The 15,622-nt window shown below is 64.8% G+C and carries 15 protein-coding genes; 10 read left to right on the top strand and 5 right to left on the bottom strand.

Annotated elements, in window-relative coordinates:
• Window positions 1-14: 14 nt before the first annotated feature.
• Window positions 15-443, bottom strand: a complete 429-nt coding sequence (locus FHS54_RS13005) for a hypothetical protein (RefSeq protein ID WP_167304488.1) — start codon at window positions 441-443, stop codon at window positions 15-17.
• Window positions 444-651: 208 nt separating this feature from the next.
• Window positions 652-825 (bottom strand): DUF1674 domain-containing protein, encoded by a 174-nt coding sequence (locus FHS54_RS13010; RefSeq protein ID WP_167304209.1) that lies wholly within the window; start codon window positions 823-825, stop codon window positions 652-654.
• 89 nt (window positions 826-914) lie between these two features.
• On the opposite strand from FHS54_RS13010, the gene htpX reads away from it, so the two are divergent.
• The 9 genes from htpX to FHS54_RS13055 all read left to right on the top strand — a co-directional run bounded on the left by htpX (window position 915) and on the right by FHS54_RS13055 (window position 11,916).
• Window positions 915-1,847, top strand: coding sequence for a zinc metalloprotease HtpX (gene htpX, locus FHS54_RS13015; RefSeq protein WP_341785975.1), 933 nt, complete (start codon window positions 915-917; stop codon window positions 1,845-1,847).
• A 42-nt stretch (window positions 1,848-1,889) separates the two neighbouring features.
• Window positions 1,890-3,176 carry an RsmB/NOP family class I SAM-dependent RNA methyltransferase gene (locus FHS54_RS13020; RefSeq protein WP_167304210.1) on the top strand — a complete coding sequence of 429 codons (1,287 nt, stop codon included), beginning with the start codon at window positions 1,890-1,892 and terminating at the stop codon, window positions 3,174-3,176.
• Between the two features lie 44 nt (window positions 3,177-3,220).
• The gene (locus FHS54_RS13025; RefSeq protein WP_167304211.1) at window positions 3,221-3,709 is read left to right on the top strand and encodes a diguanylate cyclase; all 489 of its coding nucleotides are present in this window, start codon (window positions 3,221-3,223) and stop codon (window positions 3,707-3,709) included.
• A 90-nt stretch (window positions 3,710-3,799) separates the two neighbouring features.
• On the top strand, window positions 3,800-4,462 hold the full coding sequence (rpe, locus tag FHS54_RS13030) for a ribulose-phosphate 3-epimerase (protein WP_167304212.1): 663 nt from the start codon (window positions 3,800-3,802) through the stop codon (window positions 4,460-4,462).
• Window positions 4,459-6,228 (top strand): heparinase II/III domain-containing protein, encoded by a 1,770-nt coding sequence (locus FHS54_RS13035; protein ID WP_167304213.1) that lies wholly within the window; start codon window positions 4,459-4,461, stop codon window positions 6,226-6,228. Before rpe ends, FHS54_RS13035 begins: the two co-directional genes overlap by 4 nt.
• Window positions 6,229-6,448: 220 nt before the next feature.
• Window positions 6,449-8,038: a bifunctional phosphoribosylaminoimidazolecarboxamide formyltransferase/IMP cyclohydrolase gene (purH, locus tag FHS54_RS13040; protein ID WP_167304214.1), complete on the top strand. Its 1,590-nt coding sequence runs from the start codon at window positions 6,449-6,451 to the stop codon at window positions 8,036-8,038.
• 129 nt (window positions 8,039-8,167) lie between these two features.
• Window positions 8,168-9,694, top strand: a complete 1,527-nt coding sequence (locus FHS54_RS13045) for an NAD(P)/FAD-dependent oxidoreductase (protein ID WP_167304215.1) — start codon at window positions 8,168-8,170, stop codon at window positions 9,692-9,694.
• Between the two features lie 4 nt (window positions 9,695-9,698).
• A complete protein-coding gene (locus FHS54_RS13050; RefSeq protein ID WP_243855749.1) occupies window positions 9,699-10,118 on the top strand; it encodes a GtrA family protein in 420 nt (139 codons plus the stop codon).
• Window positions 10,111-11,916 (top strand): hypothetical protein, encoded by a 1,806-nt coding sequence (locus FHS54_RS13055; RefSeq protein WP_341785969.1) that lies wholly within the window; start codon window positions 10,111-10,113, stop codon window positions 11,914-11,916. The genes FHS54_RS13050 and FHS54_RS13055 overlap by 8 nt, the downstream gene beginning before the upstream one ends.
• Here the strand turns inward: FHS54_RS13055 and msrB are convergent.
• The 3 genes from msrB to FHS54_RS13070 are packed head-to-tail and all read right to left on the bottom strand — an operon-like array spanning window position 11,897 to window position 14,541.
• Window positions 11,897-12,373 (bottom strand): peptide-methionine (R)-S-oxide reductase MsrB, encoded by a 477-nt coding sequence (msrB, locus tag FHS54_RS13060; RefSeq protein WP_167304491.1) that lies wholly within the window; start codon window positions 12,371-12,373, stop codon window positions 11,897-11,899. The genes FHS54_RS13055 and msrB overlap by 20 nt on opposite strands.
• 9 nt (window positions 12,374-12,382) lie before the next feature.
• On the bottom strand, window positions 12,383-13,579 hold the full coding sequence (locus tag FHS54_RS13065) for an ABC transporter permease (protein ID WP_167304216.1): 1,197 nt from the start codon (window positions 13,577-13,579) through the stop codon (window positions 12,383-12,385).
• Complete coding sequence (locus FHS54_RS13070) at window positions 13,576-14,541, bottom strand: ABC transporter ATP-binding protein (RefSeq protein ID WP_167304494.1); 966 nt, start codon at window positions 14,539-14,541, stop codon at window positions 13,576-13,578. Before FHS54_RS13070 ends, FHS54_RS13065 begins: the two co-directional genes overlap by 4 nt.
• Before the next feature lie 34 nt (window positions 14,542-14,575).
• Between FHS54_RS13070 and queG the strand changes: the two genes are divergently transcribed.
• Window positions 14,576-15,619, top strand: a complete 1,044-nt coding sequence (gene queG / locus FHS54_RS13075; protein ID WP_167304217.1) for a tRNA epoxyqueuosine(34) reductase QueG — start codon at window positions 14,576-14,578, stop codon at window positions 15,617-15,619.
• Window positions 15,620-15,622: the final 3 nt, after the last annotated feature.

Genomic DNA, 15,622 nt, shown 5'->3' on the forward strand with positions numbered 1-15,622 from the left:
ATTACCCCACCCGGTCAGACGGCCAGCAGGCGCTGGGCCGTGGTTTCGAGCGACGCAATCTCCGCGTCGAGTTGCTCAAGCGAAACATGCATATGGTTGTTCCGCGTGTCACGGCAGGTGAAGCCGCCAGGCGCAGGCTGCTGAAAGCCGCCAACAATGAGCGATCGAAAACGGTCGATCCTCTGCATGTTTCGTTCGATATCCGAAATCTCGGTCAGGGCGCCAGCGTTGCGCCGATCGCGCATCGCCACCATGGTCCGCAGTTCGGCCATCAGTTTGGCCATGGCCGGGCGCGTCCGGGTGCCGACGGTTCGCACGTCACCCATAGCCTCCCGCATCATGGCGATCTTTGCTTCCAGACTCTGTTCCAACATTGTCCAGGCACAAACCAGACGTCCTACGCCGCACAGCAGCGCAGCATCTTCCGGCGCATAGTCAGACACCGCCCTCACCTTGATTTCCGAAATGTGGTTCACCGTCCACCCCCGACCCGTTTTTGTTTCTTTGCCCGCGCAAATCCTGCACGTTATGGGTGAGCCAAGGCTAGAGGCGGAACAGAGCGCCGCCCGCATCCATGGCACAGGCCAGCGGCAGACGTGCAAAATCAGCGATGAGCCGATTGGGGGGGCCAGCTTCCGGCAGCCGGGCGAATCAAAAATCGATAGCGATTCCCTTGCGTTCCCAGTCGCCGTAACGGACGGGGCTAAGCTCTTCATCATGGCGTGATGGCTGGTCGACGGGGTCGGGTTCCGGCACGGGCGGGCTTTTGGACAGGTGAGCGGGTGGCTTCACATGCGCCGGGCGCTTGCCGTTGAACGTTCCCATGGTCCGATGCCTTTCGATTGCGATGCCGGTTGGGCAATCCCATATTCATGCCGTGCCTGCTATCTGGGCCGCGAAGGAGAATGACGCAAGTGAGCGGTTTGAAGACGATGATGCTGTTGTCGGCGATGACGGCGCTGTTCATGGCACTGGGCTATACGCTGGGCGGCGGCGCGGGCGCGCTGATCGCGCTGCTGGTGGCGGCGGGCATGAACCTCTTCACCTTCTGGAACGCCGACAAGATCGTCCTGTCCATGCACGACGCGCGCGAAGTGGACGCAGGCAGCGCGCCGGAATTTTACGGGCTGGTGCGCGACCTTGCCCAGCGGGCGGGCCTGCCGATGCCGCGCGTCTATCTGATCGACCAGCCGCACCCCAATGCGTTCGCCACGGGCCGTGATCCGGCGCATGCGGCGGTGGCGGCGACTACCGGACTGCTTTCGATGCTGACCCGCGATGAAGTGGCGGGGGTGATGGCGCATGAACTGGCCCATGTGAGGAATCGCGACACGCTGATCATGACGATGGTGGCGACCATCGCGGGTGCCATCGCCATGCTCGCCAATTTCGGCCTGTTCTTTCGCGGGGGCAGCAATGACAATGGCCACGGCAATCTGGTAGCGGGGCTGTTGGCCGTCATCGTCGCGCCCTTTGCCGCGATGATCGTGCAGATGGCGATCAGCCGCACGCGCGAATATGCCGCCGATGCGGGCGGCGCGCAGATCAGCGGCAACCCGCACGCGCTGGCGTCGGCGTTGGCGAAGATTTCGGGCAAGGCGGCGACGATCCCCAACCCGGTGGCGCAGCGCAATCCCGCTGCCGCACAACTCTACATCGTGCCGTCCCATGTCAGCGAACTGTTTTCCACCCATCCCGCGACGGAAAAGCGCATCGCGGCACTGCACGAAATGGGCGGAGGCATGGCGATCCCCACGGCGTCAGCCCCCCGCGCATCGGCGCTTTCGCCGGTCGCGACCCCGCGCCGAAACCGTTCGAGCGCGCTTGATCCCCTGCGCCGCGACTGAGCAGCCTTTGCGCCGCCCGAGGAAATGGCCTAGGCGCGGCGGATGGCTCGTTCTACCCGTCCCGATGATGTCCCCGGCCTGGCAACGCGCCGCGCCGCCCTGCGATTGCTCGACGCCGTGTTGCGCCGGGGGGAGCCGCTGGAAACCGCGCTCCACGGTGCGGCGCAGGGGTTGAGCCAGCCCGACCGGGCGATGGTCCATGCCATTGCCGCCGAAACGTTGCGCCATCTGCCTGACCTGGACGCCCTGATCGACGGCGCGACGCGCCAGCGCCTGCCTGACGACGCGAAGGCGCGGATGGTGCTGCGCATCGCCCTGATCCAGGTGCTGGTGCTGGGCACAGCCCCTCATGCCGCCATCGCGACGGCGTTGCCGCTGGTCGATGGCGGTCCGCGCAAGCTGGTTCACGGCGTCTTTAGCACCATCACGCGGGCTGCCCCCACCCTGCCGGTTCCGCCTGCCCTGCCGCCCGAAGTGGTCGCTCGCTGGTCTCCCATGTGGGGCGACGCCATGCCGGCGGCGGCGGCGCAAGCCTATGCCGACCGACCGCCCGTCGATGTCAGCGTCCGGGATTTGGACCAAAGCAGCCTATGGGCGGAACGACTGGAGGGCGAAAGCCTTGCGCCCGGTCATGTGCGCCTGCCCGGCCATGGTGCCGTGACCGACCTGCCGGGCTTTGACGAAGGCGCATGGTGGGTGCAGGATCTGGCCGCATCCTGTCCCGCGCGGCTGCTGGGCGCAGGCGAGGGACGCGTGGCGCTGGACCTGTGCGCGGCACCGGGCGGCAAGACGATGCAGCTGGCGGCGGCAGGATGGCAGGTGACGGCGGTCGACCAGTCGAAGAAGAGGCTGGAGCGGCTGAGCGCCAATCTGGCGCGCACCGGCCTGTCTGCGTCCATTGTCCAGGCCGACCTGCGCCAGTGGCAACCGGACGCGCCCGTCGATGCCATCCTGCTGGACGCGCCGTGCAGCGCCACCGGCATCTACCGCCGCCACCCCGACGTGCTGCATCGCATCGGCGCGCGCCAGATTGCTGAACTGGCCGAATTGCAGACGGAACTGCTCAACCGGGCGGCGCAATGGCTGAAACCGGGCGGGACGCTGGTCTACGCCACCTGCTCGCTGGAAAAGGCGGAGGGGGAGGAGCAGATTGGCAGCTTCCTGCGCGCCCATCCCGATTTCAGGCTGACGGCCCCGGCACAGGCGGATTTGCCCGAAGGCATCGAACCGTCCGTCGAAGGATGGCTGCGGACCCTGCCTGCCACGCTGGCCGACAAGGGCGGGACGGACGGCTTTTTCATCGCCCGGCTTGCGCGCGACGCGGCATAGGCGGTAAATGGCAAGAGTCTGCCTGACCGCCAGAAAGGCTCAGCTTGCGCCCGACCGAACCCCTTCCGCTTTATCATAGCTGGCCGCTGTACGACCTGCATGTTCACCTGTCGCCGGTGGCGCTCGACAGCTATTGCGCTCAGGGCGACCTGGCACTGGCGGAGCGGGGGATCGGCCTGTGGCACTGCGACCTGAAGGATGATCGGCTAAGCTGGACCAGCGGCGTCTATGACCTGTTCGGGCTGGAACAGGGCATGACGGTGCCGCGCCTCCTGGCGGTATCGCTCTACGCGCCGGATTCGCGCGAAGCGATGGAACGGTTGCGCACCTATGCCATATGTTACCGTCGCGGCTTTACGCTGGACGTGGACATTCGTCCGCTGGACAGCGCTGATGAACGCACGATGCGCCTGGTCGCCGCGCCGATCCTTCACGACGATCAGGTCGTGGGGCTGCATGGGATAAAGCAGATTTTGCCGCGCGGATCGGCCTTTTCTGAGCGGCGGCACCCCACCCTTTTCGACCGATCCTGAGCGCGCGAGGTGGTCCAGCGCAGAACCCTGTGGATAAGCTGGAAATGGAGCGTTGCCCTAGCCCCATGGCGTCGTTAGAGCGGGCTGTTGATGACCAGCCCAATCCTGATTTCACCATCCATCCTGTCCGCAGACTTCGCCCGCCTGGGTGAGGAGGTTCGCGCCATCGACGAAGCGGGCGCGGACTGGATTCACATCGACGTGATGGACGGGCATTTCGTGCCCAATATCACCATCGGCCCCGGCGTCGTGAAGGCATTGCGCCCACACACGAAAAAGCCGTTCGACGTGCATCTGATGATCTCTCCGGTCGATCAATATCTGAACGCCTTTGCCGAAGCGGGCGCTGACATATTGACCGTCCACCCGGAAGCCGGGCCGCACATCCACCGGTCGGTCCAGCACATCAAGTCGCTGGGGGTGAAGGCTGGCGTCGTGCTCAATCCCGGCACCCCCGCCAAGATGCTCGATTATCTGATCGATGACGTCGACCTCATTTTGGTGATGAGCGTCAATCCGGGCTTTGGCGGCCAGAGCTTCATCGAGAATCAGCTGCGCAAGATCGAAGCGATCCGCAAGATGATCGACAAGAGCGGTCGTGACATCCGGCTGCAGGTCGATGGCGGCATCGATTTCACCACTGCGCCGCGCGCGATCGAAGCGGGCGCGGACGTGCTGGTCGCGGGCACCGCCACCTTCCGGGGCGGACCGACGGCCTATGCCGATAACATCGCGAAGCTCAAGGGCGGGTGAGCGACCGCAGGCGCACCCCTGCCCCATCGGTGCCGGACCTGGCCGGAAACGGTCAGGAAGATGACGGGATCGAACAGGGCAAGCGGCTCATTCGCATCGCGGATGACAAGGGACTGTCGCTGGCCCAGCGGATCGCCAACCGCTTTTACCTGATGAGCTGGAAGACGCCCATTCATGGGCGGCGGCTGAAGGGCAAATATCCGCTGAAGCTGCTGGCGGTTCCCGACGATGAAATGCCCGGCGATCTTCGATCAGGTCAGGCGATTCGGGCGGGATATTTCCTGTTCCGTGGAACGCGGCAGCCTGTCGACACGGTCGATTTCGACCGGCTGTCGCTCACCCCCGCCTTCACCGACTATCTGCACAGCTTCGCCTGGTTGCGTGACCTGGCCAGCGCGGGCACGCGGGAACAGGGCGCTCCCGTTGCCGAAGGCGTGATGCGCAAATGGCTTTCGGTCCATGCCGACACGCCCAGCGAACCGGCCTGGCGCGCGGACAATGCCGGGTGGCGGCTGCTTTTCTGGTCGGCGCACGCGCCCTTGATCCTGTCGTCGAGCGACCTTGTCTATAGGTCGCTGGTGCTGAACTGCATCGCGCGCACCGCCCGCCATCTGGATCGCGGCGCGGACAAGGCCCCTGTCGGGTTGCCGCGGCTGGTTGCCTGGGGTGGGATCGTCGGCGTATCGATGCTGTTGCCGGGGGGCGCGGCGCGCAAGATATTCGGCGAAGCGGGGCTGAAGCGCGCCATCGACAGCGCCTTCCACGGCGATGGCGGCATCATTTCCCGCTCCCCGCTCGACCAGTTCAAGGCGGTCATGCTGCTGTCGATGGTCCGGTCGGTATATGATGTGCGGCGTGAACAGATCCCGCCCTTCCTGACCGAAGCATTGGCGCGCGCCGTTCCGGCGCTGCTGGGCCTGACCCATGGCGACGGCGGCCTGGGCAGTTGGCAGGGCGCTGCTGCGATCGACCCGGCGGCGATGGAGGCGATCGTTCGCGCCAGCCGCGTGCGGGCGCGACCGCTGCGGCAGGCGAATGACTGGGGTTATCAGCGGCTGGTCGCGGGCGCGACGATCGTTCAGATCGACGCTGCGCCGCCGCCCGTCGCGCGGCTGGCGGCAGCGGGCTGCGCGTCCACGGGTGCGATCGAGATCAGCGACGGGCCGCAGCGGCTGATCGTCAATTGCGGCGGCGCGGCACTGGGCGGGGCGTGGATGCCCGCCGACCTGGCGCAGGGTCTGCGCACCACGGCGGCGCACAGCACGATGGTCCTGAACGACAGCAATTCGACCGCGCTGATGCCGGATGGAACGCTGGGGCGCGGCGTGACCGAGGTGGAGCTTCACCGCCAGGAAACCGACAATGGCAGCCGCATCGAAATCAGCCATGATGGCTATGTCCGGCGCATGGGCTATGTCCATCGCCGTCTGCTGCTGCTGAGCGGCGACGGCAAGGAAATTCGGGGCGAAGACCTGCTGACGCCGACGGTCAAACGCCGCAAGCCGGTGAAGCTGCCCGTCCAGCTGCGTTTCCACCTGGCCCCCGGTGTCGAGCCGACGTCCACCGCCGATGGCATGGGGGCATTGTTGCGCATCGACGACGGGGCAATGTGGCAGTTTCGCGCCAATGGGGGCAAGCTGGCGGTCGAAGACAGCCTGTGGACCGACCATGAAGGCCGACCGCATCCAACCCGGCAACTGGTCATCATGGGCGAAGCGCTGCCGGGCGGTTCCACCATAGGCTGGCTTTTCAAGAAGGTCGGTTGAGCGTGACCGTGCTCCTGCGAAGGCAGGAGGCCAGTTCCAAGCCCAGACTGGGCTCCTGCCTTCGCAGGAGCACGTGGTGCCGGGGGTCGATCAGGGCGAGCGTCGGGGCCTTGCACCGCCTTACGCAGCGCCAGATGTCCCCTATCTCTTGCCGCAACGGCCAAGCAGCACTAGAGGGCGGCGCAAGCCCGAAACGGCACCGAACAGCAGGATTCTCGCCATGACCGACGTCACCATCAAACGCGCCCTTCTTTCCGTTTCAGACAAGTCTGGCCTGGTTGAACTGGGTCAGGCGCTGGGCAGGCACGGCGTCGAACTGGTTTCGACCGGCGGCACGGCCAAGGCGCTGCGGGACGCGGGGCTGGAGGTTAAGGATATTTCCGATCTGACCGGCTTCCCCGAAATGATGGATGGCCGGGTCAAGACGCTGCACCCCAAGGTGCATGGCGGCCTGCTGGCCGTCCGCGACAATCCCGGCCATGTCGCGTCGATGCAGGAGCATGATATCGGGGCGATCGACCTGGTGGTCGTCAACCTCTACCCCTTCGCCGCGACCGTCGCCAAGGGCGCGGATCGCGAGGAGATTATCGAGAATATCGACATTGGCGGCCCTTCCATGGTCCGGTCGGCGGCAAAGAACCATGAAAGCGTCGCGATTGTCACCGATCCGGCCGACTATGCCCGGCTGATCGGGGAAATGCAGGAAAAGGGCGGCGCGACAAGCTATGATTTCCGCCGGATGCTCGCGGCCAAGGCCTATGCCGCCACCGCCGCCTATGATTCGATGATCGCCAGCTGGTTCGCCTTTGCCGATCAGGGCGTCGCGCTACCGGAAACGCTGGCCGTGGCCAGCACGCTGGGCGCAACCCTGCGCTATGGCGAAAATCCGCATCAATCCGCCGCGCTCTATTTGCCGGTCAGCGGCGGCGCGAACGGCATCGCCCAGGCCCGGCAGATCCAGGGCAAGGAACTGTCCTACAATAATTATAATGATGCCGACGCTGCGCTGGAACTGGTCAGCGAGTTTCGCGACGGCCCGCCGACGGTGGTGATCGTGAAGCACGCCAACCCCTGCGGCGTCGCCACCGGCAACAGCCTGATCGAAGCCTATGAAGCTGCGCTCGCCTGCGACAGCGTATCGGCCTTTGGCGGCATCATCGCCGTCAATCGCCCGCTCGACGGGCCTACCGCCGAAGCGATCAGCGGCATATTTACCGAGGTCGTCGCGGCCCCCAGCGCGGACGATGATGCCAAGGCGATCTTTGCCAAGAAAAAGAACCTGCGCCTGCTGCTGACCGGCGATCTGCCCGATCCGACCCGCAATGGCCTTCAGATCAAGAGCATCGCCGGGGGCCTGCTGGTGCAGGGCCGTGACAATGGCCGGATCAGCCGCGACCAGTTGAGGGTCGTGACGAAGCGCGCGCCGACCGAACAGGAACTGGCCGATTGCCTGTTCGCCTGGACCGTCGCCAAGCATGTGAAGTCCAACGCCATCGTCTATGCCAAGGATAATAGCACGGCGGGCATCGGCGCTGGCCAGATGAACCGGCTGGAATCCGCCCGCATCGCGGCGTGGAAGGCGAAGGATGCAGCGGACAAGGCGGGATGGGGCCAGGCGCGCACGATCGGGTCGGCGGTGGCGTCCGACGCCTTCTTCCCCTTTGCCGATGGGCTGCTCACGGCGGTCGAGGCGGGCGCTACGGCGGTGATCCAGCCGGGCGGATCGATCCGGGACGATGAAGTGATCGCCGCAGCGGACGAAGCCGGTCTGGCGATGGTGTTCACGGGCATGCGTCACTTCCGTCACTGACCCCCGGACGACGGCGATAGAAAGGGGTGCCGCCTGGCCGGCGGCACCGCCTGCCTAACGCGCTGTTAACCAATCCTTAGATGATTTCCTTCACTCGGCATGGTAGATGGATTTTATCGGGGGGCTTCAATGCCGGATATCGATCAGACTGTGGACGTCGCCATCATCGGCGCAGGTCCTGCCGGCCTTACCGCAGCCTATTTGCTGACGAAAAAAGGCTATTCGGTCGCGGTCATCGAAAAAGACCCCATTTATGTCGGCGGCATCAGCCGCACCGTCGAGCTGAACGGTTTCCGTTTCGACATTGGCGGTCACCGCTTTTTTTCCAAGTCGAAAGAGGTGGTGGACCTCTGGAACGAGATACTGCCCAACGATTTTATCCAGCGCCCGCGCATGAGCCGCATCTATTATGAGGGCAAATTCTACAGCTATCCGCTGCGCGCGTTCGAGGCCCTGCTGAACCTGGGCTTTTGGCGGTCGGCTCTTTGCATGGCGAGCTTTGCCAAGGCAAAGCTGTTCCCCAACCGCACCATCCGGTCGTTCCAGGACTGGACGGTGAATGCTTTTGGTCACAAGCTGTTTTCGATCTTCTTCAAGACCTATACCGAAAAAGTATGGGGCATGCCCTGCGACGAAATGTCGGCGGATTGGGCGGCGCAGCGCATCAAGGGGCTGTCGCTCTGGGGCGCGGTCAAGGATGGGCTGAAGCGCTCGCTGGGCCTCAACAAGCGTCCCAATGACGGGATGGAGACCAAGACGCTGCTGGAAAGCTTCCGCTATCCGCGCCTTGGCCCCGGCATGATGTGGGAAGCCGCGCGCGATTTCGTGGTGGCGGGAGGCAACAGCGTATTGATGGCGCACAGTCTGGAACGGCTGGCGCGCAATGATGTATCAGGTCAGTGGCAGATGGTGGCCAAGGGGCCTGATGGCGATATATCGCTTACATCCGCCCATGTGATCAGTTCCGCGCCGATGCGCGAACTGGCCGGGCGCATCCATCCCCTGCCCGCGACGCTGGGCAATGCGATGGAGCTGAAATATCGCGACTTTTTGACCGTCGCGCTGATGATCCGGTCCGAGGACCTGTTCCCCGACAACTGGATCTACATCCATGACAGCAAGGTGCAGGTCGGTCGCATCCAGAATTTCCGCAGCTGGTCGCCCGAAATGGTGCCTGACCCGACGCTGGCCTGCGTAGGCCTGGAATATTTCTGCTTCGAAGGCGACGGCCTCTGGTCGTCGAGCGACGCCGATCTGGTCGAACTCGCCAAGAAGGAGATGGCGTTGCTGGGCCTGTGCGATCCCGCCGATGTCGTAGGCGGAGCCGTGGTTCGGCAGGAAAAGGCCTATCCGGTCTATGATGATGATTATGCCGTCAATGTCCTGGCGATGCGCACCGAATTGCAGCAGCTTTACCCGACGCTGCACCTGGTCGGCCGCAACGGCATGCATCGTTATAATAATCAGGATCACGCCATGATGACGGCGATGCTGACCGTCCGCAATATCGAGGCAGGCGAAACGATTTACGACATCTGGGCCGTAAACGAAGACGCCGAATATCATGAGGCAGGCGAAGAGGGTCAGGATGCCGCAGGAGAGCAGGCTGCCCTGTCCAGCGTGCGGAGCGTGCCGGGCCGCCTGAAGGCAGCCTGAAGCCATGGAACGACGCACGCCTGCACTGGCTTCCATGGCGGGCGGCATCATCGCCCGCTTCACCTTCACCCGCTATCTGGTGGCGAGTGTCATCGCCCTGTGCGGCGACATGCTGCTGTTCCTGGGCCTGTTGCAGGCTGACGTGTCACCGGCGGCAGCGGGATTTGCGGGCTATGCCGGGGGGCTTGTGCTGCACTGGATGATCAGCATCCGTTTCGTATTCACGCCATCCGAACGCGCCACCCATGGGCAGCGGTTGGGCTTTGTGGCCAGCGCGGTCATCGGGCTGGCGATCACCACCGGTTTGATCAGCGGCCTTAGCGCAACCGGGCTGGCACCCGCGCTGGCGAAGCTGGTCGCCGTGCCGGTCAGTTTCCTGTCTGTCTATGCGATCCGAAAATATGGCGTCTTTTCCGGTGCCTGATCAAAGCCATGCGATTCCCGAAAAGAATGCCCCGAAGTTCACGCCCGGCATGCGCTGGGCGATGTTCGGCTGGCTGCTTTGCTGTGCTGTCCTGCTGTGGCTTTCGCGCCATGAACTTGCTTCGCTGACCTTTCGCGATCCTGACGATTCGATGCGGTTGCAGCAGGTGCGCGACTGGCTGGGGGGGCAGGGATTTTACGATGTCAGCCAGCATCGGGTTTTTCCGCCCCAGGGCGGTCCGATGCACTGGTCGCGGATCGTCGATGCGCCGATTGCAGCGCTGATCCTGATGCTGCGTCCCTTGCTGGGAACGGCCCTGGCTGAAACCGTGGCATGTGCCGCCATACCCCTGCTTTTGCTGGGTGCGCTTACCGCGGCGCTGTTCGCCGCAGTCCGCAGGATCGCCGGGCCGGCAATCGGCTTGCTGGCGACGGGGCTGCTGCTGACCACGCCAACCATCCTGGTGCAGTTCGGGCCGCTGCGGATCGATCATCACGGCTGGCAGATCGTCATGGCGACGATCGCTCTGGGCGGCGCGCTGGATTATCGCCCGGCGCGTGGCGGTGCCATCGCCGCCATTGCCTTGGCGATATGGTTGCAAATTTCGAGCGAGGGCCTGCCCTACGCCGCCCTGTTCGCGGCGATATTCGCGCTGTGGCAATGGCGCGACCGGGACCAGACGCCGCGCTTCGTCGCTTTCGCCATGCTACTGGGTGGCGTTGCGCTACCGCTGCTGGCGTTGTTGCGCGGACCAGCGGCACTGGTGCAGCAGCAATGCGATTCATTGTCGGCCGCCTATCTCTGGCCGCTAGCCGCCTTTGCGGTGGCAACGCCCATCCTGTTTCGGGTGCTGCCCACATCCGCCAGCGGTCGCTTCGCTGCGGCTGCGACAGGCGCAGCCGCGGCGGCGGCAGTGTTCGCCTTTACCGGCGGCCCGTGCCTGACCGGCGACCCGTTCAAGGCTCTCGGCCCCCTGGCCTACAAGCTATGGTATCTGCATGTGATGGAGGGGCGGCCCATCTGGGAACAGGCGATTTCCATGGTTGGGTTGATCCTGCTGCCGCCGCTGGCCGGGCTGGTCGGATCAATCGCCGCGGGCCGCGCTGCCAAGGATCAGGGCGAACGATATCGCTGGATCGTGATCACATTGCTTCTGGTCGGATCGACTGGGGTCGCTGTAATGGTGATGCGCGCCATGTCGGTCGCGCACATCATGGCGATGCCGGGCATTGCATGGCTGATGCTACAACTTTTCCGTCGGGCGCAGAGTCACACAAGCGCTGTCGTGCGGGTGCTGGGGTCGGCGGCGGTCGCCTTGCTCACGCCGACTGCGCTTTGCGCCCTGTGGGTGGGATTGACCCCTGAGAAGAAAAGCAATGAGGCTCCACCAGCGCAGGCAGCCGACTGCCGCGCCGGGCAGACCATCGCGCCCTTGCGTCAGTTGCCGGTTTCAACATTGTTCGCGCCGCTGGACATGGGCCCGGACATATTGATTCGCACTGGGCATAATGTGACCGGCACCGCCCATCACCGCAACGCCGCCGGGATCACGGCCGTGGTCAAAGGCTTCACGGCAACGCCGGATCGCGCGCGTGTCATTCTGGCCCGGCTGAGCAGTGGGCGAGGCCCCGACTATGTCATTACGTGCAAGGCGCTGAACGAATTCGAACATTATGCGCGCGACCATCGCCAGAGCCTGGCCGCCGCGCTGGTGCGTGGCGCGCCGCCGACGTGGCTGCGTCGAGTGCCCGCGCCGGAGCCGCTGCGCATCTACAAGGTCATGCCGGTGCGAAACTGAGCGCCGCGCCGTTCATGCAATAACGCTTGCCCGTCGGGCGGGGGCCGTCGTCGAAAACATGACCCAGATGCCCGCCGCAACGCGCGCAATGCACCTCTGTCCGTGGATAGCCGAGCTTGAAGTCGCGCGATGTCCCCACCGCTTTGGGGAGTGGCGCCCAGAAGCTGGGCCAGCCTGTGCCGCTGTCGAATTTGGTGGCGGAGCGGAACAGCGGTTGTCCGCAACCCGCACAGGAAAATGTCCCGTCCCGATGTTCCTTGTCCAAGGGACTGGTGAAGGGACGTTCGGTCGCATGTTTGCGCAGCACATTATAGGCGAGTGGGCTCAGCCGCTTGCGCCATTGGGCGTCGCTCAAGGCGAAGGGATAGGCGGCCGCCGCGTCTTCCGTGCCCAGCCGCCCCAGGGCTATCGCCGCGACACCATAGAGGCCGCCGTTCAGAAGTTGCCGCCGGTTCATCATCCTGACCTACGCCGCCGGGGCTGAGCGCCGCCTGAACAGGCCACGGCTGCGCGCTCCGCCCGATTTCAACACATGGCGGCGGAACAGCCACACCCCCAGCCGGATGATCAGCGCCACCCACACCGCCTGCCACACTATCGCCACCAGATGAGGCCAGATCGCCGTATCCTGCGCCGCCCTGGCGATCATGACGAAGGGCGAGGAGAAGGGAAAGACCGCTGCGGCGATTTCAGACGGCGACCCCATATGATCGACCGCATAGGTAGCGAAGAAGAATATCACCATCTGCGCCATGGTCACCGGCATGTTGAGCGTCTGCACTTCGCGCACGGTCGCCGCCTGCGCGCCGATCCCCAGGAACAGGGAACCAAGCAGCGTGTAGGCGGTCGAAAAATAGATCGTGCCCAGCAGCAGGAAGACGGGCCAACCCACGGCGGGTGTCGGCGGCATCATGTTCGGCCCGGCAAAGGCCATCAGCGCGACGAAAACACCCGATCCCCAGAAGCAGATGCCAACGAAGCTCATCGCCAGCATCGCCATCAGCTTGCCCAGGAAAACGGCATCGATCGGCACGGCGGCGGCGAGGATTTCGATGATCTTGTTGGTTTTTTCCTCAACCAGATTGGACAGGACCATGCCCGCCAGCAACATGGTGAGCAGAAAGATCAATATCTGCGCCGCCCGTCCGGTGAGCAGGCGCGATTGCGCATCCGCCCCGGCGCTGGCAGCGACGGGCCGTTTTTCGACCCGGACATGGGGTAGCCGTTCACCCGCCAGCGCGGCGCTGGCGATCAGGCCGATGTCGCCTTCCAGCCAGCCGAGGTCGCCCGCCTTTCCGGTCAGGACCGGATGTTCGACCGTGCCCGACACCACGGCGAGGAAGCGGGCATCCGATTGCGCCAGCAGCGCGCGGGGGTCGCCAGCCGGAGCGCGGCGCAAACGGGGCAGATTTTCTTTGCCTAGCCGGTCGACGAGCAGGCGATGCGCCCGTTCCATCCGTGCAGCATCGGCGGCTGGCATCGCCACCCCGACCGTCGGGCGAAGGCCTTCGGTCGTAATCTTTTCCCCCAGACCGCCGAAGGCCATGCCGATGACGACGGGGAATAGCGGTCCCAGCAGGAACAGGATGAAGGTTTTCGACAGGATGACCGCCGAAAAATCGCGGCGGGCGATGACCAGGGCTGCGCGCAGAATCTCGGTCATGATGCTGCTTCCTCCGCTTTGCCGCCGTCCATCTCGCGGGCTGCGGCGGCTCCGGCAATGGCGACGAAGGCGTCGTGCAGGCCGGGCCGCTCAATCGACAGGCTTTCAATGCCCGCCTGCCCTTCCAGCAGGGCGTGCAGCAAGGGTTCTATGCCCTCGTCCGGTAAATCGAAATGCCACGCCCCGTCCTGCGCCAGGGTTTCGGCGGGGAGGGCGCGACGCCAGGCCCCGTCGCTGGCCCGCGTGCGCAGCCGCACCTGCGGACGCAGTTGGTCACGGGCGTCGGCCACCGATCCTTCGAACCGGATCCGCCCGCCCGCGACGATAGCAATACGTTCGCACAGCCGTTCGGCATGGGCGATGACATGGGTCGAAAAAAGCACGGTGACGCCGCGCCGCGCCTGTTCACGGATCAACGCCTCCAGCTTGCCCTGGTTGATGGCGTCGAGGCCGGAAAAGGGTTCGTCCAGCACGATAAGGCGCGGATCGTGCACGATGGTGCCGAACAACTGGACGGTCTGGGCCATGCCCTTGGACAATTGCCTGATGGGCTTGTCGATGGACGCGCCCATGCCATGATCCGTCAGCAAGGCGCGGGCGCGTTGCCGCCCGACCTTTAGCGGCAGGCCGCGCAATGCGCCCATGAAGGCGATTGCCTCGGCTGCCTTCATGGAAGGGTAGAGGCCGCGTTCTTCCGGCAGATAGCCGATGGCGCGCGCCTGACGGATCGGCACGGGATCGCCCAGCAGCGTGCGATGACCGTCGTCCGGGTCGATGATGCCCAGCAAGGTGCGCAGCAGCGTCGTCTTGCCCGCGCCATTGGGGCCAAGGATGCCGTATATCGACCCGGCAGGCACCGCTATGTCGATGCCATCGACCGCACGGAAATCGCCGAATGCCTTGACAAGACCATGGCCTTCGACAGCATAGGTGGGGGACGGAGCCGGGGTGTCGCCGATCATCCGATCCTGATAGTCGCACGCCATGCCAACGCAAATGGAAACCTTGGAACAACGCCTGAAGGCGGAGGCGCAGCGGCTGGGCTTTGCGGCCTGCGCCATCGCGCGCGCCGACGCTGCGCCTCAGGCCGGGCAAAGGTTGAGGGAATGGCTGGATGCGGGGCGGCATGGCGACATGCTGTGGATGGAGGATCGCGCCGAACAGCGCGCATCGCCGGTCGGACTATGGCCCGACGTGCGCAGCGTCATCATGCTGGGGATGAGCTATGCGCCCGGTCGCGATCCGCTGGCGCTGGCGGATGTGGGGAATCGCGGGCGCATATCCGTCTATGCGCAGGGCCGCGACTATCATGACGTCGTCAAAAAGGGGCTGAAGGCGCTGGCCCGATGGCTGGTGGAACAGCAGAGCGGCGCGGTCAAGGTCTTCGTCGATACAGCGCCGGTGATGGAAAAGCCGCTGGCGCAGGCGGCGGGCCTTGGCTGGCAGGGCAAGCACAGCAATCTGGTCAGCCGCACCCATGGCAGCTGGCTGTTCCTGGGCGCGATCTATAGCGAGATTGCGCTGCAACCCGACGAGGCCGAAGCGGATCATTGCGGCAGTTGTTCCGCCTGCCAGACCGCCTGCCCGACGGACGCCTTTCCCGCCCCCTATGTCGTGGATGCACGACGGTGCATTTCCTACCTGACCATCGAACATAAGGGGCCGATTCCGGTCGAATTGCGCAGCGGGATCGGCAACCGCATCTATGGGTGCGACGACTGTCTGGCGGTCTGTCCGTGGAACAAATTCGCCGACACTGCCGCCGCGAACAGAGCATTTGTGGGTCGCGCGGAATTGGCGGCGCCAGCCTTGGCCGACATACTGAGCCTGGACGACGCCGCATTTCGCGAGATTTTCTCAGGTTCCCCGATCAAGCGGATCGGACGCGGGCGCATGGTGCGCAACGCGGCGATCGCTGCGGGAAACAGCCGGGACAAGACATTGCTGAACCAGCTTCAGCCCCTGACGACAGATGCTGATCCGGTCGTGGCCGAAGCGGCGGCCTGGGCCATCGAACGGTTGGCCGCCACCGCGCCCTGAGCC

It is taken from the genome of Sphingobium vermicomposti, from assembly GCF_011762025.1.
GTDB classification, from domain to species: Bacteria; Pseudomonadota; Alphaproteobacteria; order Sphingomonadales; family Sphingomonadaceae; genus Sphingobium; species Sphingobium vermicomposti.

Bases quoted from the DNA above. Each gene is read 5' to 3' on its own strand.
- FHS54_RS13010 (WP_167304209.1), bottom strand. From the start codon at position 825: ATGGGAACGTTCAACGGCAAGCGCCCGGCGCATGTGAAGCCACCCGCT.
- FHS54_RS13020 (WP_167304210.1), top strand. From the start codon at position 1,890: ATGGCTCGTTCTACCCGTCCCGATGATGTCCCCGGCCTGGCAACGCGC.
- rpe (WP_167304212.1), top strand. From the start codon at position 3,800: ATGACCAGCCCAATCCTGATTTCACCATCCATCCTGTCCGCAGACTTC.
- purH (WP_167304214.1), top strand. From the start codon at position 6,449: ATGACCGACGTCACCATCAAACGCGCCCTTCTTTCCGTTTCAGACAAG.
- FHS54_RS13045 (WP_167304215.1), top strand. From the start codon at position 8,168: ATGCCGGATATCGATCAGACTGTGGACGTCGCCATCATCGGCGCAGGT.
- FHS54_RS13050 (WP_243855749.1), top strand. From the start codon at position 9,699: ATGGAACGACGCACGCCTGCACTGGCTTCCATGGCGGGCGGCATCATC.
- msrB (WP_167304491.1), bottom strand. From the start codon at position 12,373: ATGAACCGGCGGCAACTTCTGAACGGCGGCCTCTATGGTGTCGCGGCG.
- FHS54_RS13065 (WP_167304216.1), bottom strand. From the start codon at position 13,579: ATGACCGAGATTCTGCGCGCAGCCCTGGTCATCGCCCGCCGCGATTTT.
- FHS54_RS13070 (WP_167304494.1), bottom strand. From the start codon at position 14,541: ATGATCGGCGACACCCCGGCTCCGTCCCCCACCTATGCTGTCGAAGGC.
- queG (WP_167304217.1), top strand. From the start codon at position 14,576: ATGGAAACCTTGGAACAACGCCTGAAGGCGGAGGCGCAGCGGCTGGGC.